Below are 23,522 nucleotides of genomic sequence, written 5' to 3'. Positions count from 1 at the left end.
GCTGGCAGGGGCTTTTCATTTTAACGGACAATATTAATTACTGACTTCAGGATCAACTGTTTAATAAACGGGCGATCAGTTTTCTTAACGTTGCCGGTTCAAAAGGTTTGTCGGTTAGGGCATCGACACCGCTTTGTTTTACATTCGCAAGTTGCGGCTCGTTGGCGCGTGCAGTCACCATGAGAACCGGAGTGTGAGCATGTGCGGAGCTATTACGAATGTATTGAGTGAGTTCACTGCCGTTTACCTCTGGCATATGAAAGTCGGTGACGATCAAGTCAAATTGATGTTCCGCCAGAATATCAATGGCCTGCTGACCGTTCTCTGCCTCAACAAAGCTCTCAACACCCAGGTTTTCAAACACACGTCTTAAGACATGGCGCGAGGTCATGCTGTCATCAACAATCAAGACCCGTAAATCTTCTACGTCGTAAAGCTCCAGGTGAAGCGGCTCGGGTTCCATCATGTCCATGGTGGCGGTAATAGCCCGCTGGAGCTGATCTGGCGTAAAAGGTTTTGGTAAAATGGCAATAATACCGGCTTGTTTGAACTGCTCCAGCTGATCGGCACGATGTTCGGATGACACCAACATAAAATGTAAGGTATCTTTTAAATCGTTACTGTTAATGAATTCAATGAGTTCATGTGAAGTGCCGTCAGAAAAATACATAGCGCTGGTGACAATATCGGGTTGCCAGCGAAGTATTTCTTCTTTTGCTTCAGCAATGGTTGAAGCGCCACGGGTATGCTGAATGCCCGCCTGGTTCAGGTGCTGAGTAATTACTTTTCTTTGCACATCGGAAGGTTCGATAAGCAAAATACGGAGTTCGTCAAAGGCTATTGCCATAATCACATAATTAGGATTTATTGTGATCGAAAGAGTAGGGTATTCAGCAGATAAACTCAATCAGAAAATCTGTGTTATGCTCATTAAAAAAAGAGGTGAGTATGAACGTTAGTCGCGACTTTTCAAATGATGGTAAGCAATTAGTTATTGCTATTAAAGGAAAATTTGATTTTAGCCTGGTACAGGAGTTCCGTCAGGCCTACAGTCATATTGGTGATTCACAGCCAACCGTAATTATCGACCTGAGGGAAACCGATTATCTGGACAGCTCGGCACTCGGTATGCTGCTCAATATGTGTAAATCTTTAGGCAGCAGCGTAAAGGGCATTCAACTGATTAATGCCAAGCCGGACGTGCGTCGTATTCTTGATATATCCCGCTTTGATAAGATGTTTGTTATTGCCTGATGAAGGTACTGATTGTCGATGATCAGCCTGCTAACCAGGTGATGCTGAGTGGTCTGATTAAACGCTTTGGTCATCAGGTCACCTGCGCTGATAACGGCATTGAGGCTATTGATATTTTTGCCAGCCTGGCGCCGGACGTGGTGTTACTGGACGTTATGATGCCGGTTATGGACGGCTTTCAGACCGCTCCCCGGTTAAAAGCTCTAAGCGGCGATGTCCATTTGCCGATTTTATTTATTACGGCACTGGATGATCAGGAAACCTTATTGAAATGCCTTGAGGCCGGAGGGGATGATTTTATTAGCGTGCCTTTTGAGCCGGTTGTCCTGCAGGCAAAACTAAATGCTCATGCGCGGGTTCGCGAGTTGAGTTATTCCCTCAAAGGTAAAAATGAAACTCTGGCTTATCATTCTAACCGAATGGAGCGAGAGCAGAATGTGGTCAGGCACATGCTGGCTAACGCGCTGCAGGAAAACGAAACAGAATATCCGTTCTTAAAAACCTATCTTGCACCGGCCAGCGAGTTTAACGGTGACTTAGTTCTCTCTAAAGCCGGACCTCTGGGAAATTTTTATCTGTTTGTCGGTGACTTCACCGGACACGGGTTAGCTCCTGCTACCGGTGCTCTTCCCGTTGCTCAAACCTTTTTTGATTCAGCTGAAAAAGGGCTCTCAATAGCTAACATGGTTGAAGAGTTTAACCGCAAACTGGTTAAGCTGTTACCGGATGACATGTTTTGTGCTGCTTTTGTTGCTGAGTTGTCAGCCAATGGTGAACGCTTAACTTATTGGAATGGTGGCATTCCTGATGCTCTGCTGATAAATGAAGCCGGAGAAGTCGAGAAGCGACTGGTGCCTGAGCATATGGCATTGGGCATTTTGTCTCCGGAAGAGTTCAGTAGTCAGGTTAGTCATTGTTTTGTTGAGAAAAACATCCGCCTGATAACCTATACCGACGGTGTGGTGGAGATGACCAACAAGGCTGATGAACGATTATCTGAACGGGGGTTCGAGGCTCTGTTGTTACGCTATGCCCGCGAGCGAGACTTTGAGGGGTTAGTTGGATCATTCCAGACTTTTCAGCAAGGGCAAGAACAGTTTGATGATATTTCATTGGTGTGTCTGGATTGTGAAGCCACCAATTTACCCGTTAGCCAGCCTGATACTAATGTAACTCATCTGCCCTTTCGGTTAGTGGTTTATTTAAAAGAAAATGAGATTAAAGGGCGCGATCCAATTATCAAGCTGGTGGATTCTTTAAGCCATCTTGAAGGTATCCGCGCGCACAAAACAACCTTGTATTTATTGTTAGCAGAAGCTTTTAACAATACCCTGGAACACAGCGTTTTGCAGCTGGACTCGGGAATTAAAGAGACCGGGCAGGGGTTCGATGAATACTACCGGACACGGGAAGCGCGGTTGGCTGTTTTAGAAGGGGTAGAAATAGAAATTGATATTGAATACAAACCGGATAACAAATTGCTTTCGTTTAGTATTTCATCCAATAGCGGAAATGGTTTTTCGGAATATCAGCAAGTATCCGACGATGACGAACAACAGGCGTTTGGTCGTGGATTACAGCTGATAAGAAACTTTTCAAGCCATGTTGAGTGGCGTGATGACGGACGACGTCTATATATTGAATACGACCTTAGCCGCCCGCACGCTTAACTTTATAGCCTTCCTTTTTTAACCAGCTTTCAATGCTGTCGCGCTGGTCGCCTTGTAGTTCTATTTCGTACTCTTTAACCGCGCCACCAACGCCACAGAACTGCTTGAGTTTTTTTGCAATCGACTTTAACTCTGTTTGCGGTTTATCCAGCCCAGTGACAATGGTTACTCCTTTGCCCTTTCGACCTTTGGTTTCGCGGCGAAGGCGGACAATTCCATCGCCTTCAGGAACTTCCTCCGGTTCAGGTTCCGGGTCAATACGTCCCGAGTCTGTTGAATATACCATTTGGCTCAGTTGGTCTTTCCAGTCCGGCATTCTATCTACCATTTTCTCTTAGGTTGGAACAGTTCTTCTAAATCGTCTTCTTTTTTATCTTTTGCTTTGTCGCGCGCATGAGCATCTTTCAACTCTTGTGCAATTTGTTCCAGCGCTTTCTTAATTGATTGCTGGCGCGACGTAGTGTAGTCGTCGCTAAAGCTCTGGTCTTCTATAGTACGTAACGCTTTTTCATAATACTGTCGGGCGGAACCTAACATCTGGCTTTCGTAAGCATGACGGCCCCGGCGTATTAAGGTTTCAATACTAATTTTCAGTTGCAACTTGGTCAAACGCTGATCTTCAACACTAAAAACATTGCTGTCTACCCGACCGCGGGAATGCTCATTGCGTAAAGTAGAACGTAAACGCTTGAGACCATTGATCATTGCTATGATTTGCTTGTTATTTTCCGGGATCTCAAAGTCTTCACTGATTAACGAGGTGTCGTTACGGTCAACACTTTGTATGCGCTCTTCGTAATCCTGTATTCGCGCCTTATAGTCTTTTGACGGTGATGCTGCGTTCATACCTTTAAGTATTTCGAACGCACGGCTATTAAGAACCACCAGCATGGATTTACCAATAGGGAAGAAGCTCGACATATGAATGAGATCTTCGATCTGTTCAAGCGAACTGCGAAAGCGCGCCATCTTCTTGCGCCGTTCCAGTTCTAAACGCTGTCTGTTCTGTTGTACCGCACCAACTATAATTGCCATTATTATTAGTAATATAATCAATGCGATGACAATGGTGTAAATCATATTACGCTCGTTAAGTTATAATTATTTTTCAGGGTAATGTTAAAGAGAAAACACCACCACCTAAGTGTCCATTATTTTTCAGCTCGATAAAACCTTTTTTATTATTTCGCTCATGGGCGCTTGCTATCATCTGAGCAAAGTATAGACCTAATCCCGTCCGGGATTGCTGAATATTCAGTTGCTGTATCGGCATCGCGGCGTTTTCCAGCATACTAGCAGGAAAACCATCGCCATTGTCGTGAACCATAATACGACATCCACCATCTTCGGTTATCTCTACTTTTATAAAGAGCTTATCGGCTGTGTAGCGCATTGCATTAATGATGATGTCATTAAGCAGATTAAAGATTAGGTCCCTGTCGAACCAGCCTGTTGCTGTTTCATCAATGTCGGTGCTGACAGCAATGTTCCGCTGCTCAAGATAGAGCTCATTGTTTAGCAACAGCTCTTCGACAAGTTCGTCGACGTGGTGTTGGTCGCTATTGAGTGGTAAAGCGTTATTGTCGTTGCGATAAAGCGTGAGCATTTGCATCAAACTTGAATTGATACGCTGAGCCTCATAATGGACTTTCGCCATTTTTTCTGTTGCACTGCTGTCAGCGACCTGTTCTGATACTTCTTCTATCATCTGAATGAGTAAGCACAGTGAATTTTTCATGTCGTGCACGGAAGAAGCCAGGACGGTTGAAAAATCAAATGCGGGTTGGGTCATAGATGACAGTTCCTGTGGTTCAAATAGAAGCCTGGGCAAAATACTGTTGCGATAGCTTTTATATTTGTCATAGTTATCAAGATTATTATAGTATTTTCTTATATCACATTTAGCAAACTAGAGTGGCACGTTCCTCAATGAAATTACAGCAGTTACGTTACATTGTTGAAGTAACAAATCATAACCTGAATGTTTCTGCTACGGCTGAAAGCTTATTCACCTCGCAGCCGGGCATTAGTAAACAAGTCAGAATGCTGGAAGACGAGCTGGGCGTGCAGATATTTGGCCGGACAGGCAAGCACCTGACTCACATAACGCCTGCAGGTAAAGACATAATAGCGGTTGCGCAGCAGGTTCTGGATAACGTTCAGTCGATTAAGACGGTTGCTGCAGAGCATACCTTGCCGAACCAGGGCAAGCTCAACATTGCGACGACCCATACTCAGGCTCGTTATGCGTTGCCGTCCGTTATTCAGCGATTTATTCAGCAATATCCAAAAGTCTCATTGCATATGCATCAGGGCTCTCCGGAGCAAATTAGTGAAGCGGCTGCGAAAGGGCGGGCAGATTTTGCTATTGCGACCGAGGCGCTGCATTTGTATCACGACCTTATTATGTTGCCTTGTTATCACTGGAACCGGTCTATTGTTGTGCCTAAATCACACCCGCTGACGCAACTGAGTAAGCTAACTATTGATGATATTGCTCAGTTTCCTTTGGTCACTTATGTGCATGGTTTTACCGGACGTTCCGAGTTAGATAAAGCTTTTGCCGATGCCGGGCATGAGCCAAAAATTGTCTTTACAGCAACCGATGCCGACGTGATAAAAACCTATGTCAGAATGGGATTGGGTATTGGGGTTCTGGCGAGTATGGCTTACGACCCGAAAGAAGATACCGATTTAGTGGCGATACCTGCAGAGCATATGTTTGCTCATAGTACGACTAAGATAGGTTTCCGGCGTGGAACATTTTTACGTACCTATATGTACGACTTTATTGAGAATTTTGCACCTCACTTAACGCGCGATAGGGTGCAAAAAGCTACTCAGCTAAAAAGTCAGGATGAGATTGATAAACTCTTTGATAGCTGTTCACTGCCGATGCGCTAAGCACCGGCAGCAGTGCCAACCGGTTAACATTCAATAATATTGACTGCCAAACCGCCACGGGCGGTTTCTTTGTACTTGGTTTTCATGTCGTTGCCGGTGTCCCACATGGTTTTAATCACTTTATCCAGAGACACTTTATGATCGCCTTCACCACGCATGGCTAAGCGGGCGGCATTAATGGCTTTAACCGAGCCCATGGCGTTTCGTTCAATACAGGGTACTTGTACTAAACCGCCCACCGGGTCGCAGGTTAAGCCCAGATTGTGTTCCATACCGATCTCTGCCGCATTCTCGACTCTTGACGGGTCACCGCCCATAAATTCGGCCAGGGCACCAGCGGCCATTGAACAGGCAACACCCACTTCACCCTGACAACCGACTTCAGCACCTGAAATTGAAGCATTTTTCTTATAAAGAATACCGATAGCAGCTGAAGTCAGTAAAAAGCGCACGACTGCATCTTCGTCCAGAGTTTCGATGAATCTGTCAGCGTAGCTCATTACCGCAGGAATAATGCCCGCGGCTCCGTTAGTCGGGGCTGTTACGATGCGCCCGCCTGCGGCATTTTCTTCGTTAACGGCTAAAGCGTATAAATCGACCCAGTCCATGACCTGCATGGCATCGCTGGATTTCTCTTTTTTCAGTCGCTGATATAAAGACGACGCGCGGCGACGCACTTTAAGTCCACCCGGCAGAATGCCTTCGGTAGTAATACCGTTTTTGATACTTTCCTGCATGGTGCGCCAAATCTTCATTAACCCGGCCCGAATATCCTCTTCACTGCGGAAGACTTTTTCGTTAGCCATCATTAATGAACTCATGCGCATGCCGTGCTCTTTGCAATGCGCCAGAAGGTCCGCAGCACTGTCAAACGGGTATAAAATAGGTTTAGACGACTGTTCTATCGCTTCTTCCAGCGTCTCATCAAAATCCTCATCGCGGACAATGAAGCCACCGCCGATAGAGTAATACAAGTCGCTGTAGATGATCTCACCGTCTTTTAGCAGCTTGAGTTCCATGGCGTTGGCATGTTTGGGCATGGTTTTGCGGCGGTGAAAAGTAATTGCGCCCTCGCTGGGAAAGGAAACTTCTTTTTCGCCAAGCAAATTCAATTTTTCAGTTTTACGTGTTTGCTCCAGAAAGTCTTCCACGCTGTCAGTGTCTACTGTTTCGGGAGTCTCACCGACCAGTCCCAGGATAACAGCTTTGCCGGTACCATGACCTTTACCCGTTTGGCCAAGTGAACCGAACAGTTCGACTTTTATGCCATCGGCGTTATTTAGATGCCCTGATTTCTTTGCGGCATGCAAAAATTCATAGGCTGCTTTCATCGGCCCTACAGTATGAGAACTGGAAGGACCAATACCAATTTTGTAGATATCAAAAACGCTGATCATATTTATCCTTACCTGTCGCGCATGCGTATTCTGTTTATTATAGTATTGTCGCACGATTCATGTGGGGGGAATCAAGTTTTAAGCAAAAATAAGTGGTCAGTTCAGTGGTCTGAAGTGATTTTTGCCGTCGGGCTGCAGTTGCTCTGATAACTCACGTAAAATACCGGCGGTTGCGCCCCAAATATTGCGATGTTGCCAGGGGATGAAATACACTCGGTCGTAGATAAACTTTCGAATACGGTAAACGTAATGGTTCCCATGATCGAGAATATCAGCCAGCGGTACTTCAAAAATCTCAGCGACTTCACTTTCCTCGGCAACCAGTGGCTGTTGCGGTGAGACAAAAGCCACGTAAGGTCGGATAATAAAATACGATAAGACAGGGTAGTCGTGTAAACGTCCTATGACTTCGACTTGACTGCGGGGTAAGCCGATTTCTTCTTCGGTTTCCCGCAATGCTGTATCCAGTAAGTCGCTATCAGTTTCGTCAAAGCGGCCTCCGGGGAAGCTGATTTGACCCGCATGCTTGCGCAATTTGCTGGAGCGCCGGGTAAGTATTAACGACAACCCATGCGGACGCTCAACAATTGGGATTAACACCGCTGCCGGACGCAAGCGTTTACGCAGAGGTTCATCAATTCTTCGCTCAACCGGCGGTGAAGGATAAAGACTAAAGCGACGAATAAAGTCTGCGCGAGTATTAATGGTCATGAAGTTAACACCGGCAGTATGCGTGACACTTTGTCTTTGGTTTCCTGGTATTCATCTGCTGCTGTTGAGTCCGCGACCAGACCTCCACCGGCCCAGCAATATAAGTGATCATTTTCGGCGAGCAGCGTGCGAATGGTAATGCTGGTGTCGCTACGACCGTGCTGAGAAAAGTAGCCCATACTGCCACAGTAGATACTACGGCGATGGGGCTCCAGCTCTTCAATAATTTGCATGGCCCGAATTTTCGGTGCGCCAGTAATAGAACCGCCCGGGAAAGCGCCGTTAAACAAACTTAATGCGGTACGGTCGGGTTGCAGTTTGCCAATAACTGTCGATACCAGGTGGTGAACCGCCGGAAAACTCTCTATGGCAAACAGGCTTGGCGTTTTGATGCTGCCCGGCTTACAGTTTTTACTGAGGTCATTACGCAGCAAATCCACAATCATCAGGTTTTCTGCGCGATCCTTTTCTGAGGTTAACAGAGCCTGCTGACTAGCCTGATCTTTAAGCGAATTTTCAAACCGCGAACGCGTGCCTTTAATGGGTTTTGTTTCTACCAGTCCCTTGGCGTCGGTTAGCAGAAAGCGTTCCGGCGACAGGCTCAGAATAGCGCTGCCGGGAAGGCGCATAAAGGCAGAAAACGGTGCTGAATTCGCTTGTCGTAATTTAAGGTAAGCGGACCATTCACTGCCTTGATAACGGGCTGAATACCTTTGCGCTAAATTAATTTGGTAGGCATCTCCGGCCAGCAGGTAGTTTTGCACGGCCTTAAATTTCTCGGTGTACTGCTGCTCGCTCATATTGCTTTGCCAGTCGCTTAGCAATTGAAAAGCGTCGGGCTTTTTTGTTGCTACTGGCTGTTCCCAGAATTCTCGAAGCTCTTCTGACCCTTCTATTGGTGCAACTAACCAGATCGCGTTGCTCTGCCTATCGATAATCAACGCCTGGCTGTAGTAGGCCAGTACTGCATCGGGAGACTGATAGATGTCTGCATTAAACTCAGGTATGACTTCCAGCGAACGGCCATGGTCATAGCCGACAGCCCCGGCAAACCCGCCCTGAAAAGGCAGTTCAGCAGGCCCCGAATAATTACCTGATAACTGATTCAATTGCCCGGCATAACGGCAAAGCTCGGCTGCGTCTTCGGGGGCTGGCGGTAGTTCTAAAGGAGCGTCTGTTGATACATTTAACTTGCCTGCTTTGCAGTTTAAAATCAGTTCTGGCTGTCGGAAGATAATATCGTAGGCACAGTTCTGGTGGCTTTGCGCGGCAGAGTCCAGTAATAGAGCGTAGCTTTCATGCTGACAACGCTGAAATAACTCAATAGCTGAGGCTTCGCAATCAAGTTTTATCGCACAGAGATCCGGGAAAACACTCACATCATGCTCGCAATTCAGGCTGGTTATTCATTACCAATATACTATCACAGCAAATATTCGCCGGTCAGTGGCACTGGTCAGTTGTTAGCGAAAACGCTATTATAGCGCCACGCAAAAGTTAACCAAGAGGCAGTTCCATGACCACCATTCGTCAGGCCGATTTTATTGACAGTATTGCCGATGCGTTGCAGTACATTTCTTATTATCACCCACTGGACTTTATTAAAGCACTGGACGAGGCATACCAGCGTGAAGAGAGCGAAGCGGCGAAAAACGCCATTGCTCAGGTGCTGACTAACTCGCGTATGTCTGCGCAAGGGCACCGTCCAATTTGCCAGGACACCGGTATTGTCACCTGCTTTGTGAAAGTGGGCATGGGCGTGCAATGGGATAAAACCGACCTGACCGTTCAGCAAATGGTGGATGAAGGTACTCGCCGTGCTTATAACAACCCGGACAACCCCTTACGAGCATCTATTGTGGCTGACCCGGCGGGCGCTCGTAAAAACACTGGCGATAACACGCCAGCTGTGGTGCATATTGATATGGTGGCGGGCAATGAAATTGAAGTGATGATTGCCGCTAAAGGTGGTGGTTCTGAGAATAAATCGAAAATGGCCATGTTAAACCCCAGCGATTCGATTGCCGATTGGGTTGTTGAAACCTTGCCGAAGATGGGCGCTGGCTGGTGTCCGCCGGGTATGCTGGGTATAGGTATTGGTGGTACAGCGGAAAAGTCTGCGGTATTGGCAAAAGAATCTTTAATGGAGTCTGTCGATATCCATGAGCTTATTGAGCGCGGCCCGCAGAATGCCGAAGAAGAGCTGCGTTTAGAAATTTTGAACCGCGTTAACGCATTAGGTATTGGTGCTCAGGGTTTGGGAGGTTTAACAACGGTGCTGGATGTGAAGATTAAGTCACTACCAACCCACGCAGCCTCTAAGCCTGTCACTTTAATTCCGAACTGTGCAGCCACCCGTCACGTTCACTTTACGTTAGACGGCAGCGGAGCAGCAGATTTAACCCCGCCGAAACTGGAAGATTGGCCGGATGTGACTTTTGAGCTGGGTGATGATGCCCGCCGTGTGAACCTGGATGAAGTGACCAAAGAAGACATTCAGGACTGGAAAATGGGTGAAACCGTGCTCTTGTCCGGTAAGTTGCTGACCGGTCGTGATGCGGCGCACAAACGCATTAAAGGTATGCTGGATAACGGTGAAGAGCTGCCAGTTGATTTCAACAACCGCTTTATTTACTACGTAGGGCCGGTAGATCCTGTGGGTGATGAAGTTGTTGGTCCGGCAGGTCCTACAACCTCTACGCGTATGGATAAATTCACTGACCAAATGTTGGAAGAAGCCGGTATTATTGGCATGGTCGGTAAAGCAGAGCGTGGACCTGAAGCGGTGGAAAGTATTCGTAAGCACAAAGCGGTTTACCTGATGGCCGTCGGTGGTGCCGCGTATCTGGTCGCTAAAGCTATTAAAAAATCCCGGGTTGTGGCTTTTGAAGACTTGGGTATGGAAGCCATATACGAATTTGAAGTGGAAGACATGCCGGTAACTGTTGCTGTGGATAGCGACGGTCAAAACGCGCATACCCAAGGGCCTGCTATCTGGAAAGCGAAAATTGCTGACCTCAATGAAAAATTAGGAGCTTAATGATGTCGCTGGCACTGTGGCAATGGATGGCAATAATTGGAGTGCCGGTTGTGACTGTCATTACGGCGTTGTTGTTGCTTTGGCAACAGCAGCGCCGTTTGCGTTTACAGGCAGAACAACAAAATGCGGCACTGGAGCAAGACGCGGACATTCTTCGTGAGCGCGTCGATGAACTTCAGCATGAGGTGTATGAAAAAGACAGCCGTCTGCGTGAAACTCTGGCTAGATCTGAGCATGAGCAGAAAACCGCAGAAGAAAAGCTGAACCTACTGAAGGTTAGCGAAGAACGGCTGACCCAGCAGTTTGAAAATTTAGCCAACCGTATTTTTGATGAGAAGTCCAAAGGGCTGCAGCAACATCATCAGCAGTCGTTGCAGGCAACATTAGAGCCGTTCAAACAGCAAATTGATGCGTTTAAAAAGCAAATCACCCAGCAATACACGGATGAAACCAAAGAGCGTTCTGCCTTAAAAAATGAAGTGATGTCGCTTAAGGACTTAAATCGCCAAATGGCGTCTGAAGCTGAAGCCTTAACCCGGGCATTAAAAGGTGACACCAAGCAGCAAGGTAACTGGGGCGAAGTGGTACTGGAGCGTATTCTGGAGCAGTCCGGGTTACGTGAAGGGCACGAGTATCAGACACAGGAGCATCACCGCGATGAAGACGGTAAGTCGTTCAAGCCGGATGTGATTGTGCATTTGCCGAATAAAAAAGACGTGATTATCGACTCGAAAGTCAGTTTGTCGGCCTACGAGCGGTACTTCAACTCTGATGACGATACAGAACGCGAACGGGCGTTAAATGAGCACGTTCAGTCGCTGAAGCAACACATAAAACAGTTGGGTAAAAAGAGCTACCATCAACTGGAAGGGTTGCGTACGCTGGATTATGTATTGATGTTTATTCCGATTGAGCCGGCATTTTTGCTGGCTGTTGATCGTGACCCGGAGCTTATCCGGCTGGCGCTGGACAACCAAATTATGCTGGTTAGCCCTACGAATTTACTGGTTGCCCTGCGTACCGTTCACAATATCTGGCAGTATGAGTATCAGAACCAGAATGCTGAGAAAATAGCGACCGATGCGGCACGTTTGTACGACAAGTTTGTGGGCTTTGTGGAAGACTTAGAAAAAATTGGTAACGGCTTACAAACTCTGGATAACCGTTATCAGGAAGCTATGAAGAAGCTGAGTACCGGGCGCGGTAACCTTATTGGTCGGGTCGATAAGTTCCGCCAGATGGGAGTTCAAACCAATAAGCGATTAAACCCGGATTACCTCGACTCCGATGAAACAGGTCAGGAAGGTATTGAATCTGATGATGCTAATAAGAAAAACGACTGAGCCCAGGCTCAGTCGCTTACTTTTATCAACTTAATGCACTGCGACGATAATGATCAACCCACAGTGAGGTTGCTCCACAAACCGCCAGCGGCATAATAATCAGGTTAATCAGCGGTATCATAGTCAGCACGGTTACCCCGAATCCAAACCCTAGTGTTTTACTGCGCTGTTGGTGTAATTCAGACCGCATACGCGGAAACGACAGTTTGTGATTATCGAACGGGTAATCTAAGTATTGTATCGACATCATCCAGCAGACAAAGATATACCAAAGTACCTGTCCAATTACCGGAATAACGAGCGATAACAGAAAAAAGCCAAGTGCTCGGGGAATGTAATACATGAGTTTCTGCATTTCCCGTTTTAAAGTCCTTGGAATGTCTTTAAACAATCCTAAGAATCCCTCGTCTCCTAAGCTTTCGCCGCTTTCATAGCGTTCCACTTTTTCCGCCAGAAGCCCGTTAAAAGGGGCTGCAATTAAATGCATGATGGTGCTAAAAATAAACGAGAAGAGCGCAATAATGGTAATAACCGCCAGTGGCCATAAAATAAACTCCAGCCATTGGAAAAAGTCGGGCAACCAGCTCATAAAGCGGTTCAGCCAATAGTCGACTTCGCCATACAGCCAGGTGAAAGCAAGTGAGAACAGGATAAAGTTGGTCAGAATAGGCACCACAACATAGCGACGCAGACCTTTGGTTCGGATAAGTTCTAAACCGCGTCCTATGTAAGCTAATCCCGAGTTGCTGTAGGCTGCTTTTTGCATGAAAACTCCAGAGGTTTTAATTTGCTTAGTATAATAAGGCAATACAATGGCAATGTGCGGGCTAAATTGTTACAAATGGCTACCGGATCTGCTAGAGTCTTGTGATAATAAACCGTCGTATTAAATTGATAATAAAAACAACTGAATGCGCCTAAAACACATCAAATTAGTTGGCTTCAAATCCTTTGTGGATCCAACCAAAGTTCCCTTTCCTGACCAAATGACCTGCGTCGTTGGTCCGAACGGCTGTGGCAAATCCAATGTGATTGATGCCGTGCGCTGGGTGCTGGGTGAAAGTTCAGCAAAAAACTTGCGTGGCGATGCCATGAGCGACGTGATTTTTAATGGCTCCAGTGCCCGTAAGCCGGTCTCTCAGGCCAGTGTCGAACTGGTTTTTGATAACAGTTCGGGACGTATTCAGGGCGAGTACGCGGCATTCAATGAAATTTCGGTTAAGCGCCTGGTGACCCGTGACGGCCAGTCTAATTACTTTTTGAACGGCAGTCGTTGTCGTCGCCGTGATATTACCGATTTATTTCTGGGAACCGGGCTGGGTCCGCGCAGTTACGCCATCATTGAGCAGGGCATGATTTCCCGCCTGATTGAATCACGTCCGCAGGAACTGCGGGTGTTTATTGAAGAAGCCGCAGGCATTTCAAAATACAAAGAACGTCGCAAAGAAACTGAAAACCGGATGCTGCATACACGCGAGAACCTGGAGCGCTTGAGTGACGTTCGCGAAGAGCTGGGTCAACAGTTGGAGAAGCTGGAGCGTCAGGCCGCGGCTGCCATTCGTTACAAGGAGTTGAAAGCCAGTGAGCGTAAATTTAAAGGTGAACTGCAGGCCCTACGCTGGCTGAAACTGGATAATCAACGACAGCAGTTGCAGACACAATACGCCGAACAACAAACCGAGCTTGAACGCTGGCAGGCACAGCAAAGTGGTGATGAGCGCGGCGCTATTGAACTGAAAGAACAGGCAGAAGAAGCGCGCGACCGGGTTGAACAGTCGCAGGAAAAGATGTTCTCGGTGGGGAATGAAATTACCCGTATTGAACAAACTCTGAAACATCAGCAAGAGTTAAAAGAGCAACGCAACCAGCGGCAACAGCAGTTAAATGAAGAAATAGAACAGCTTAATGAGCAGTTGGCGGATGATCGCTTGCAAAGAGAACAACTGGAAGAACAGCAGCTGATGCTGGAGCCACAACTGGAGCAGGTTGAAGAACAGCTGGAAAGCGTGGCTGAACAGTCTCAGCAAGCTAATGAGAAATGGCGTCAGTGGCAGCAACAACAACGACAGCAGCAACAGCAGCAACGCGATGTCGAAAAACAGCAACAGCAGGCGCAACTTAAACTGCAGCAGCTGAAACAGAGCCAACAATATGCGTTGCAACAAGTGGAGCAATTTCACAGCCAGCAACAAGAGTTGCAGCAACAGGAACAAGCATTATCTGTTGACGAGAACGAACAGGCCCTGGTCGAGCTAAAACGTCAGCTGGAGCAGGAAGAAACTCGGTATCAGCACAGTAAGCAGCAACTGCAGGCTCTGCAGCAAGGGTTTAAAGAACAGCAGCAACAACACCGACAGAATCAGCAGCAACAATATAAAGCTCAGGCTCAGTTAACAGCCATTGAGCAACTGTTGGAAGGAAAGCAAAATAACGACAGCCGCAGTGAAAAATGGTTACAGCAAAACTATCCAGACAGCTTGAAGGTAAAGGAGTTACTGCAGGCTGAAAGTGGCTGGGAAATGGCGGTTGAGCAGCTGGCTTACGACTGGCTGGATGCCGTGGTTCTGGAACAAGCTCCGGAAGAATTGAAAGCGGTTTCTGGGGTGAAGCTGGTGTGGCCTGTGAGTGGACAAGAGCCTGAAAACTGGTCTCTGGCCAGTAAGGTCAAAGGTCCGTTACGTTATTGGGCGCCGTTGCAGCAGTGTCTGGCGATTGAACAGGATGCTGATGCGAAGCAGCAGTTACAACAAAGCAATGCCAGTTTTGCGGTATCAAAAACCGGCCATTGGTATTGGCAGGACGGTTTTATCGCGGCTCGAGTTGACGAAGATAACAGTGTTCTTCATTTGCAGACACAGCGCCAAAATTTACTAGAACAACTGCAAGTGCTGGCTTCCAGGTTGTCTGAAAGTGAAACGCAGCTGGAGCAAACTCAGACGCAGGTTGAGCAGGCACAAGAGCAACTGGAGCAGGTCAATGAGCAAGTTCAACAGACCCGTAACCAGCAGGGTAAAGTCGAAGAGCGATTGCAGTGGAATATGCAGCAGGCTGAGCAAATACAGCAGCAATTAACGAACGTGCAAGATAAGCAGCAAGAGCAACAACTGCATGCTGAAAGTTCGGCAGAGCAGCAACAGCAAATTGAAATGCAGCTGGAAGAGTTTGAATCGATGCTGGAACAAACTGAGCAGGTTGATGAAGACTTTGGCGAACAATTGGAATCTAAAGTTCGTGCCGAAGATGAACAGTTGCAGCAACTGCGCAGTCAACAGCAACAGATGACACTGCAACAGCAGAATTTACAGGCTCAGGCCGCGCAGTTGCAGAAGTTACTGCAACGCAGTGAACAACGCTACCAGCAACTTTTGCAGGAACGAAGTGAGCAGCAGACTGCAGACACGGATGAAAATGAAAGTGCACTCGATGAACAGTTAACCGAGCTGCTGGATAAGCGTGGTGAAGTTGCGGAACAATTGCAGGAACAACGTCAGCAATTGTCGCGGTTAGAGCACGATTTGCAACAAATAACTCAGGGACAATCTGCAATTCAGGTCAAAATAGGCCAGGCCAAAGAGGCTATGCAAAGTACTGAAATTGAACAGGTTAAGCTTCAGGAACGCAGTCAGGCCGTACTGGAAACGCTGGCTGAAACAAGCCTTACATTGAAAAATATACTGGAAGAGCTCTCTTCCGACGCTGATGAAAAGCAGTGGCAGCAAGAGCTTGAGTCAATACAAAATAAAATAAAACGCTTAGGCGCTATTAACCTGGCGGCAATTGATGAAGCCGAAGCGCAAAGAGAACGTAAACAGTACCTCGACCAGCAAGTGGATGATCTATCATCGGCGCTAGACACTTTAGAAGCGGCGATTCGTAAGATTGATAAGGAAACGCGACATCGGTTTAAAACCACTTTTGATGCGATAAACCATGATTTACAAATTCTGTTTCCGAAAGTTTTTGGTGGTGGCAGTGCCACGCTCGAACTTACCGATGATGACTTACTGGAAACCGGGGTTACCATCATGGCAAGGCCACCGGGCAAGAAAAACAGTACAATTCATTTGCTTAGCGGTGGAGAAAAGGCACTGACCGCATTATCATTGGTATTCGCGATATTTCGCTTGAATCCGGCACCTTTTTGCCTGTTAGATGAGGTTGATGCGCCATTAGATGATGCCAACGTAGGACGGTTCTGCCGTCTGGTGAGTGAAATGTCGGAATCGGTGCAATTTATTTATATAAGTCACAATAAAGTGGCAATGGAAATGGCTACCCATCTGGCAGGGGTAACAATGCAGGAAGCGGGCGTTTCGAGATTGGTAGCGGTTGATGTTGAACAGGCTGTGGCGATGACAGACGCCGGATAACAAAATAAGCTTGATGGAGCAAAAATGGGCAGTTTACAAATAACCCTCAGTATTCTTGGGATCCTGGCAATCGCAGGTATTGTTGCGCATGGCGTATGGAAGATACGTAAAGGTAACCAGCAACAACGGCAGCGTGAACAACGGGTTGCAGAAAATCGTCAGCAGCAATCGTCCGGTTTTGATGACGACGGCATTGGCGAAGTTCGGATTTTAAAGAAAGAGAGTTCAGATGACGGCTTTAACCATGACCAAGCCGTTGAACCAAAAGCAAAAACATCGTCGCACAGTAATGTGAAAACACAGGACAATGATGCCGAGGCTGTCGAGCAAATGTCGATGGACCTTAGCAATGATGACGATATGTCTGACTCATTACCCTCTATGCGTGTCAGCAATGATGAAAAGGTTGAAGTAGAGCAAACTGAGCTTAAGTTTGATGGGGATGTTCCTTCAGAGCCTGATGACTCTTATAAAAGTGCCGCCGAACAGAGCTCTTTGCAAGAGTCGGAGCAGGAGCTTGAGCAAGAACCTGAACCTGAAACAGAAGTCAGTGCAGATACGACTGATGATTTTGAATCAGCTCCGGAAGAAGTTATTGCGTTACATGTTAAAGGGCCGGTACAGGGCGCAGTGTTGTTGCAAATGATGACCGAGCTGGGCTGTAAATTTGGCGAACTGGGTATTTTCCACCGCTATGAAAACACCGCAGGCACCGGCCCCATGATTTTTAGTGTCGCCAACATGTTCAACCCCGGCACGTTTGACCTGGATAACATGGAAAACTTTGAAACCGAAGGCGTCGCGTTTTTTATGGCCTTACCCATGAAATTTGACGGTCAGCAGGCCTTTAATATGATGTTGAATGCGGCTAAAAAGCTCGCTACCGAAATTCCTCAGGGGCAGGTTTTGGATGGCCAGCGCCAATTATTGACCCGCCAGTCTATTCACGAAGCACGCCAGCGTATTCGTGAATTTGAACGTAAACACTCAGCTTAATTACAGGTCACTATGAATCAGTCTGTTCACCAGCGCATGCAAGAGCTGGAGCAATTACTTAATCGTTACAACCAGGAATATTATGAGAATGACGAACCATCAGTGCCGGACGCTGAATATGATCGTCTTTTTCGGGAACTGAAAACTCTGGAAACTGAACACCCGGATTTAAAAAGTGCCCAGTCTCCGACTATGAAAGTGGGTGGTAAACCCTTAGGTCAATTTAGAAGTGTTGAACACGAAGTTCCGATGTTGTCACTGGATAACGCTTTTTCTGTCGATGAGTTTGAAGCTTTTAGCAAGCGCGTTGAACAGCGGCTGGATACCAATCAAACTGTGACTTTTTGTTGTGAGCCGAAGCTTGATGGCGCTGCGGTCAGTTTACTCTATGAAAATGGCCTGTTAGTGCGTGGCGCAACCCGTGGCGATGGACAAAGCGGTGAAGATATTACCGAGAACGTTAAGACCATACGCAATGTGCCGCTAAAGCTCTCTGGCGATGTTCCTGAGCGACTGGAAGTACGGGGTGAAGTGGTTATGCCATTGGGAGCTTTTGAGCGCTTTAATGAGCAGGCCCGGCAGCGCGAAGAAAAGGTCTTTGCTAACCCCCGAAATGCGGCGGCAGGCAGTTTACGTCAGTTAGACTCCAGAATTACCGCAAAACGTCCTTTGCACTTTTATGCTTACAGTCTTGGGTTAATATCAGAAACCACACAACTTCCCGACAGTCATCACCAGCGTTTGTTACAGTTGAAAGACTGGGGACTGCCGGTGAATATTGAAATAAAGACGGTAGACTCGGTGCAGGGTTGCGACGATTACTACGAAGCTATTTTGGCCCGCCGGGATACCTTAAATTACGATATTGATGGCGTAGTTTTTAAAGTGGATTCTATTCGCTTGCAACAAGACTTAGGCTTTGTCGCACGTGCGCCGCGCTGGGCTATTGCACGTAAGTTTCCCGCGCAGGAACAACTGACGACCATTACCGGAGTTGACTTCCAGGTTGGCCGTACCGGCGCGATAACGCCGGTTGCGCGCTTAGAGCCGGTTAATGTGGGCGGCGTTACAGTATCTAATGCGACTTTGCATAATGCGGATGAAATTGAACGACTGGGTGTGCGTATCGGCGACTGTGTCAGTATTCGCCGCGCGGGTGACGTGAGTGTCACCCTGAATTTAACTGTTTCAAATAGAGCTCAATCAGACTTTCAAATGGCAGCATAGGTGTAGCAGTAATGTCTAATTATAAATTTAACGATAACCAAATCGCCATTATTGAGAAACTGGAACTTAATTCAGATTTATCTGACATAGAGAAGCTCTTCTCTATAAACCATCCTAGCGCTGAACAGTTGGAAACACTGCTTAAAGTCGCTAACGCTCTTTACAGATCTGGTCATCCTATTATTGAGGACAAGGTTTACGACGATTATTTGGATGATTTCAAAACTTTAGATCCTGACAACCCATTCCTATCAAATGTGGAACCCGAAGTTTTAATAGATAGCAAGACAGTTCGCTTACCGAAGAGAATGCTGTCGACTGATAAGGCTTATTCTTTCGAAGAAATCAAAAAATGGACTGAAAGAATTAAGAAGGCTGCTTCGGAAATCGATTTTGACCAAGAGTCAATAGAGATAAAGGTTACCCCAAAGCTGGATGGTTATGCTGCATATGATGATGGCACGAGACTTTATACCCGTGGGGATGGAACAAGAGGTCAAGATATTACTCGTGCATTTAAGCGAGGATTAAAAGTTGCAAATAATGCGGGAAGAGGTTTAGGCCCTGGCGAAATCGTAATCAAAAAGAGTTATTTCGACAAAGTGTTGAGTGACAAGTTTGAGAACTCTCGAAATATCCAGGCAGCGATTATTTCTGAAAAGAAAGTCGATGAAGATGTTCAAAAGGCAATTGATGATGGTGCTTGTGTTTTCTACCCATTTTCTGAATTAACCAAGTGGCTAGGTAGTATTGATAAGTTATTGTCAGACTTCGAGAGTATTTTTGAAAAAATCTGGAATGCAGTTGATTTTGATATCGATGGATTAATTTTGGAATCAACGAATTCGCCGCTCAAAGAGCACATGGGTGCTACGAGAAAGTTTCATCGGTGGCAAATCGCATTTAAAGTGAATGCTGAGTCAGCAGAAGTCGAAGTATTAAAAGTCGTTCCTCAAACTTCGAGAACAGGACGAGTTTCACCGGTTGCCGAATTACTCCCGACAAAACTTAGTGGAGCTACTTTAAGTAGAGTAACTGTTCATCACTATAATATGGTGAAGACAAACGGAGTAGGGCCTGGCGCAATCATTAAGCTAGTTAGAAGTGGTTTGGTCATTCCAAAGATCGAAGCTGTTATTCATCCTACCGAGCCTGAGTTGCCTCAGAGTTGCCCTAGTTGCAATGCCCATCTTATTTGGGAAGGTGACCATCTGATTTGTCCAAATAAATCGGATTGCCCTGCTCAAACAGAAAATACTTTGATTCATTTTTTTAAGACTTTAGGTAACGTAGATGGTTTTGGGCCTAAGGTAATTGAAAAAATCACCAATCACGGTATTAAGCATATCCATGAAATTTACCAGATACCCAAACATGAATTTGTTGAGTTCGGATTTGGGGATAAAACCTCGCAGAACCTCGTAGATCAACTCCGAGCAAGCAGAGAAATTGAAATTGAGGATTGGAGGTTTCTTGCTGCTTTCGGAGTGAGTCGTCTTGCTGGCGGTAATTGCGAAAAATTGCTTCAGCATCATTCCATAGTCGAGCTCTTCGATGTATCGGTTGAGGAAATGGTTAAAATTGATGGTTTTGCACAACTGAGTGCTGAGGCTATTGTCGAAGGCTTAGCAAACATCAAGGAAGAATTCTTTAAGGTCTATGAGCTTGGTTTTAACTTAAGCATTACACCTAAGGTGTCTGACAGAGAAAATTCAGATTCACCTATTGCTGGAGCAGTTATTGTTTTTACCGGCTCCATGCAACAAGGCTCTCGTAATGACATGGAAAAGCATGCAAAATCACTCGGGGCTAAAGTTGCAAAATCAGTCACTGGAAAAACTAAATACTTAGTGGCAGGTGACAAAGTTGGTGAAACAAAAATTAATGCAGCGCGTGACAAAGGTGTGACCGTGCTGACTGAACAAGAATACCTTAACTTAATTAGATAATGTAACGTGGAAAGCCTGGCGATACTGGAGTTACCAGCGGGGATAAGGAGCAACGCATCTGAGCGCGTGGATACGGACATCAAACGCCGTACTCGCGTTGCGACTTCATGCCCAAATGATTGAGTCGAACCATCGACGACAGCGACAACGAAGCATGCAGAAGAACGTGAAGTAGTATTCCTCTATGATGCAGACCGAAGATCCTCGGCAGAATTTACAGAAAGAAACCTCTAACGTAAGCGTGGCATAACCCAGGCAGCTAGCTTTTTTGATACTCGAAGGACGAGCCCAGTCAAGTCAATTATTGCCTTAGTTAGAATTCCTCGCTATTTTAATACTCTAATTCCATTCATGGTCGAAACAACGGCTAGAGAATGCGCGCTGGCACTTTATACAAAGGTTAGGGAATGGGGCCGCGAAATGGGATACTCAGATAAGCAAATAGAAGAATTTAGTAATAAGTATCGCCAGATTATTAATGAATTTGACAGTTTGATGTTAAATACAGTCGCATCTGGCCAGCAGCAAGAAAGTGCCAAAGTGCGCGAATATCTTTTGCACGGAGTTTCGCGGAGGCTCAGCGTTATTAAAAAATCTATTGAGAATATATTCAACGGATTTCCGCTAGACGCAAAACGTCCTTTGCGGCGTGGCGATTTATATGACGTTCAGATCAATATGCACGCTTACGTTATAAATCTTTACGGGATTTTTGATAATTGGGCTTGGGCGTTTGTGTACAGACACGGACTGCTTGAAAATCTTGGAGGGAAACATCGTGTTGGCATGTTCAAAAAAGGCATGCTTACGCATTTTCCGAACGAAATTTCTGAATATTTAAAGGAGCGGGAGCTGGGAAAATGGCATGAAGATTATTTAAAGTCTTTCCGTGACGCATTGGCACACAGAATACCATTGTATATACCGCCATCGATGCTTACCCCCGAAGAGGGAGACCGCTATCAAGAACTGGATGCGCAAAAAATGGGTCTGATCAATGTGATGGACTGGGAAAGGCTAAATCAAGTCGAGCATGAGCAAGAAAGTTTAGGTAATCCCTGTTTCTATTTTCTCCACTCTTTTGAGGGAGAAAAGCCAAAGCCAATTTTGATGCATCCGCAATTATTATCTGATGGGTTGGCCATTGCGGAGTTTGGGGATCTATTTATGAAGCATTGGGAGAGTGTCGCCTAACAATCAGCAGCAGCGGAAAAAACTACGTGCCGCCAAACTTTGTTTGGGGTCACTGCGCTTCAACCGCCCGCACATTGAGGCATTGGTATCACAAATGGAGATCACGATGAAAACTGAAAACGACGTTTTTCCGGTCATATCGGATAAGCAAATTGCGGCAGGCAGCGGCCAGAGGAATCTATACTGTCCTGAGTGTGGCTGTATCAATACTCACGTTGAGGCACCATATTTGAAAATTGGCGATAGTTGGCATGGTAATGGTGAAGTCGCCATTACACCACTATGGAGTGAATGCGGCTCGAAATGGGAAGTTTGCATTGGATTCCATAAAGGCGATGCCCCGATATTCGTGCGTGTTAATGAATCCTGCAAATCTAAATAGCCCGCAATGTTTAACAAGCCAAGCGAGCAGGATGTATTTTGCTGTCGCTTCGTCCATTGGGGGTAGGTTGTTGGTTGTTCTAGTTCAGCGCATAACAATTGACTCCAAAGGACGCTCCGGTTGGCTGCGTCTCTGATAACAGGAATTAGAAGGTAAAGCATATGGACATTTTGCTCGGTATCATTGGAATATTGGCCCTTGGCTTTTTTGTTAATGTGGTGCTGAAACAAACCTACAATTTTATTTTCTACCTCGGCCGGAAGCCTTTCTTATGGGGTTTAGTATCGGTAGCCGTCGGCGGCCTTCTTTGGTTTGTCTCCGCCGCGTTCAACTGGTCAGTGTCAATCCCAGGATGGGCGTCAGTGATCGCATTTTTCATGAACCTTCCTCCTCGCTCCACGCCCGAGTCAAGAATGCAGGCCAATGAAATATATGCTGAAGCGGGGTTAAAACACGGTGCACTTTTATACCGGATCGGCCTTGGTGGCTTCGTCGTATCAAGTGTGGTCGGCTGGGTTGTTTTCTATGGTCAGTCTTGCACTAGCGCAGGAAAGTGCAGTGGTTTTTTCTAGCACTTCTAACAATGGAGTTAAGTATGTTGCGGCCCTGTCGAGTCTCCACGGGACGCGCTAAAGCGTGCTCCTTATTGCTGTCGTTACAAGTCAGAGAAATCATGAATATTGATTTTAGAGAGAACCCATAAAGATTGAACGAGCCTATGAAGGGTGCAATTTCGAGTAATGGTATTAAACTAGGGAAAGTGCCTGACGGTAATTTTCGCTGCGAATCGGTCCACAAAGCCGGCGGTAGCTCTACGGGGGTTTGAGGAAAACTTTACAGTCATTTTCCGGAATGGTGACCCTCGATTTTCCGCATGTCCGGTGCTAAGGATTATTTTGAATAAGGAGGAGAACTTGTCATGGCGGCAAAGGCGGATCAATATCAGGCAAGAATTCAGTAGGGCTATAGAACAATTGCGCCCGGACATGGGAGCTAAACAATAAGCCACATCTTATGAGTAGACCCCGTATTCCAAGCGCGCAATCAAATCCAGAACGGCCTGAGTGTTAGCGTGGTTGTCTAGC

19 protein-coding genes and 1 pseudogene are annotated in these 23,522 nt (G+C 46.4%); 12 read left to right on the top strand and 8 right to left on the bottom strand.

All coding sequences use genetic code 11. The annotated features are described in order from the left end of the window. Nucleotides 1–52: 52 nt before the first annotated feature. Nucleotides 53–847 (bottom strand): response regulator, encoded by a 795-nt coding sequence (locus RJ32_RS09700; protein ID WP_034821740.1) that lies wholly within the window; start codon nt 845–847, stop codon nt 53–55. 101 nt (nt 848–948) lie between these two features. Between RJ32_RS09700 and RJ32_RS09695 the strand changes: the two genes are divergently transcribed. Both RJ32_RS09695 and RJ32_RS09690 read left to right on the top strand, forming a co-directional pair. Next, nucleotides 949–1,254, top strand: coding sequence for an STAS domain-containing protein (locus RJ32_RS09695; RefSeq protein WP_034821737.1), 306 nt, complete (start codon nt 949–951; stop codon nt 1,252–1,254). Beyond that, the gene (locus RJ32_RS09690) at nt 1,254–2,924 is read left to right on the top strand and encodes a SpoIIE family protein phosphatase (protein ID WP_034821734.1); all 1,671 of its coding nucleotides are present in this window, start codon (nt 1,254–1,256) and stop codon (nt 2,922–2,924) included. Before RJ32_RS09695 ends, RJ32_RS09690 begins: the two co-directional genes overlap by 1 nt. Here the strand turns inward: RJ32_RS09690 and yciH are convergent. From yciH to RJ32_RS09675, 3 genes are all read right to left on the bottom strand, one after another. Next, nucleotides 2,905–3,240: a stress response translation initiation inhibitor YciH gene (gene yciH / locus RJ32_RS09685; protein ID WP_011234948.1), complete on the bottom strand. Its 336-nt coding sequence runs from the start codon at nt 3,238–3,240 to the stop codon at nt 2,905–2,907. The genes RJ32_RS09690 and yciH overlap by 20 nt on opposite strands. Nucleotides 3,241–3,245: 5 nt before the next feature. Continuing rightward, on the bottom strand, nt 3,246–3,959 hold the full coding sequence (locus RJ32_RS09680) for a hypothetical protein (protein ID WP_235598942.1): 714 nt from the start codon (nt 3,957–3,959) through the stop codon (nt 3,246–3,248). 73 nt (nt 3,960–4,032) lie between these two features. Further along, nucleotides 4,033–4,716 (bottom strand): sensor histidine kinase KdpD, encoded by a 684-nt coding sequence (locus tag RJ32_RS09675; protein ID WP_034821727.1) that lies wholly within the window; start codon nt 4,714–4,716, stop codon nt 4,033–4,035. Nucleotides 4,717–4,853: 137 nt separating this feature from the next. On the opposite strand from RJ32_RS09675, the gene cysB reads away from it, so the two are divergent. After that, nucleotides 4,854–5,828, top strand: coding sequence for an HTH-type transcriptional regulator CysB (gene cysB / locus RJ32_RS09670; protein ID WP_011234945.1), 975 nt, complete (start codon nt 4,854–4,856; stop codon nt 5,826–5,828). 23 nt (nt 5,829–5,851) lie between these two features. Here the strand turns inward: cysB and RJ32_RS09665 are convergent, their stop codons facing one another. The 3 genes from RJ32_RS09665 to pabB all read right to left on the bottom strand — a co-directional run bounded on the left by RJ32_RS09665 (nt 5,852) and on the right by pabB (nt 9,315). Continuing rightward, nucleotides 5,852–7,225: an L-serine ammonia-lyase gene (locus tag RJ32_RS09665; protein WP_034821724.1), complete on the bottom strand. Its 1,374-nt coding sequence runs from the start codon at nt 7,223–7,225 to the stop codon at nt 5,852–5,854. A 96-nt stretch (nt 7,226–7,321) separates the two neighbouring features. Beyond that, nucleotides 7,322–7,936: a CoA pyrophosphatase gene (locus RJ32_RS09660; protein WP_034821721.1), complete on the bottom strand. Its 615-nt coding sequence runs from the start codon at nt 7,934–7,936 to the stop codon at nt 7,322–7,324. Next, the gene (pabB, locus tag RJ32_RS09655; RefSeq protein ID WP_034821718.1) at nt 7,933–9,315 is read right to left on the bottom strand and encodes an aminodeoxychorismate synthase component I; all 1,383 of its coding nucleotides are present in this window, start codon (nt 9,313–9,315) and stop codon (nt 7,933–7,935) included. Before pabB ends, RJ32_RS09660 begins: the two co-directional genes overlap by 4 nt. A 137-nt stretch (nt 9,316–9,452) precedes the next feature. Here pabB and RJ32_RS09650 point away from each other — a divergent pair, with 137 nt between their 5' ends. Then, entirely contained in the window at nt 9,453–10,976 is a 1,524-nt protein-coding gene (locus RJ32_RS09650; RefSeq protein WP_034821716.1) for a fumarate hydratase, read from the top strand. Further along, entirely contained in the window at nt 10,976–12,319 is a 1,344-nt protein-coding gene (gene rmuC / locus RJ32_RS09645; RefSeq protein WP_034821713.1) for a DNA recombination protein RmuC, read from the top strand. The genes RJ32_RS09650 and rmuC overlap by 1 nt, the downstream gene beginning before the upstream one ends. A gap of 25 nt (nt 12,320–12,344) precedes the next feature. Here rmuC and cysZ read toward each other — a convergent pair whose 3' ends face one another. Next, nucleotides 12,345–13,085 (bottom strand): sulfate transporter CysZ, encoded by a 741-nt coding sequence (cysZ, locus tag RJ32_RS09640; protein ID WP_034821710.1) that lies wholly within the window; start codon nt 13,083–13,085, stop codon nt 12,345–12,347. Between the two features lie 145 nt (nt 13,086–13,230). On the opposite strand from cysZ, the gene smc reads away from it, so the two are divergent. From smc to RJ32_RS09605, 7 genes and pseudogenes are all read left to right on the top strand, one after another. Continuing rightward, a complete protein-coding gene (gene smc / locus RJ32_RS09635; protein WP_034821707.1) occupies nt 13,231–16,689 on the top strand; it encodes a chromosome segregation protein SMC in 3,459 nt (1,152 codons plus the stop codon). Nucleotides 16,690–16,713: 24 nt separating this feature from the next. After that, the gene (gene zipA / locus RJ32_RS09630) at nt 16,714–17,685 is read left to right on the top strand and encodes a cell division protein ZipA (RefSeq protein ID WP_034821704.1); all 972 of its coding nucleotides are present in this window, start codon (nt 16,714–16,716) and stop codon (nt 17,683–17,685) included. Between the two features lie 12 nt (nt 17,686–17,697). Next, nucleotides 17,698–18,849, top strand: a pseudogene (gene ligA, locus RJ32_RS09625) (NAD-dependent DNA ligase LigA); the annotation flags it as partial. A gap of 74 nt (nt 18,850–18,923) precedes the next feature. Next, nucleotides 18,924–20,861, top strand: coding sequence for a BRCT domain-containing protein (locus RJ32_RS09620; protein ID WP_034821701.1), 1,938 nt, complete (start codon nt 18,924–18,926; stop codon nt 20,859–20,861). Between the two features lie 420 nt (nt 20,862–21,281). Continuing rightward, complete coding sequence (locus RJ32_RS09615; RefSeq protein ID WP_034821699.1) at nt 21,282–22,055, top strand: hypothetical protein; 774 nt, start codon at nt 21,282–21,284, stop codon at nt 22,053–22,055. After that, nucleotides 22,045–22,437, top strand: coding sequence for a hypothetical protein (locus tag RJ32_RS09610; protein WP_145914825.1), 393 nt, complete (start codon nt 22,045–22,047; stop codon nt 22,435–22,437). The genes RJ32_RS09615 and RJ32_RS09610 overlap by 11 nt, the downstream gene beginning before the upstream one ends. Nucleotides 22,438–22,598: 161 nt before the next feature. After that, nucleotides 22,599–23,009, top strand: coding sequence for a hypothetical protein (locus RJ32_RS09605; RefSeq protein WP_034821694.1), 411 nt, complete (start codon nt 22,599–22,601; stop codon nt 23,007–23,009). The last annotated feature ends 513 nt before the right edge of the window (nt 23,010–23,522 follow it).

The organism is Idiomarina sp. 28-8 (assembly GCF_000320945.2).
Taxonomy (GTDB): Bacteria; Pseudomonadota; Gammaproteobacteria; order Enterobacterales; family Alteromonadaceae; genus Idiomarina; species Idiomarina loihiensis.
Note: the sequence above shows the minus strand (reverse complement) of the source record. Positions and strands in the feature narration are given on the sequence as shown.

What these genes read in the sequence shown, in the direction of transcription:
- RJ32_RS09700 (WP_034821740.1), bottom strand. Translation starts at nt 847, where the DNA reads ATGGCAATAGCCTTTGACGAACTCCGTATTTTGCTTATCGAACCTTCC.
- RJ32_RS09695 (WP_034821737.1), top strand. Translation starts at nt 949, where the DNA reads ATGAACGTTAGTCGCGACTTTTCAAATGATGGTAAGCAATTAGTTATT.
- RJ32_RS09690 (WP_034821734.1), top strand. Translation starts at nt 1,254, where the DNA reads ATGAAGGTACTGATTGTCGATGATCAGCCTGCTAACCAGGTGATGCTG.
- yciH (WP_011234948.1), bottom strand. Translation starts at nt 3,240, where the DNA reads ATGCCGGACTGGAAAGACCAACTGAGCCAAATGGTATATTCAACAGAC.
- RJ32_RS09680 (WP_235598942.1), bottom strand. Translation starts at nt 3,959, where the DNA reads ATGGCAATTATAGTTGGTGCGGTACAACAGAACAGACAGCGTTTAGAA.
- RJ32_RS09675 (WP_034821727.1), bottom strand. Translation starts at nt 4,716, where the DNA reads ATGACCCAACCCGCATTTGATTTTTCAACCGTCCTGGCTTCTTCCGTG.
- cysB (WP_011234945.1), top strand. Translation starts at nt 4,854, where the DNA reads ATGAAATTACAGCAGTTACGTTACATTGTTGAAGTAACAAATCATAAC.
- RJ32_RS09665 (WP_034821724.1), bottom strand. Translation starts at nt 7,225, where the DNA reads ATGATCAGCGTTTTTGATATCTACAAAATTGGTATTGGTCCTTCCAGT.
- RJ32_RS09660 (WP_034821721.1), bottom strand. Translation starts at nt 7,936, where the DNA reads ATGACCATTAATACTCGCGCAGACTTTATTCGTCGCTTTAGTCTTTAT.
- RJ32_RS09650 (WP_034821716.1), top strand. Translation starts at nt 9,453, where the DNA reads ATGACCACCATTCGTCAGGCCGATTTTATTGACAGTATTGCCGATGCG.
- rmuC (WP_034821713.1), top strand. Translation starts at nt 10,976, where the DNA reads ATGATGTCGCTGGCACTGTGGCAATGGATGGCAATAATTGGAGTGCCG.
- cysZ (WP_034821710.1), bottom strand. Translation starts at nt 13,085, where the DNA reads ATGCAAAAAGCAGCCTACAGCAACTCGGGATTAGCTTACATAGGACGC.
- smc (WP_034821707.1), top strand. Translation starts at nt 13,231, where the DNA reads ATGCGCCTAAAACACATCAAATTAGTTGGCTTCAAATCCTTTGTGGAT.
- zipA (WP_034821704.1), top strand. Translation starts at nt 16,714, where the DNA reads ATGGGCAGTTTACAAATAACCCTCAGTATTCTTGGGATCCTGGCAATC.
- RJ32_RS09620 (WP_034821701.1), top strand. Translation starts at nt 18,924, where the DNA reads ATGTCTAATTATAAATTTAACGATAACCAAATCGCCATTATTGAGAAA.
- RJ32_RS09615 (WP_034821699.1), top strand. Translation starts at nt 21,282, where the DNA reads ATGGGATACTCAGATAAGCAAATAGAAGAATTTAGTAATAAGTATCGC.
- RJ32_RS09605 (WP_034821694.1), top strand. Translation starts at nt 22,599, where the DNA reads ATGGACATTTTGCTCGGTATCATTGGAATATTGGCCCTTGGCTTTTTT.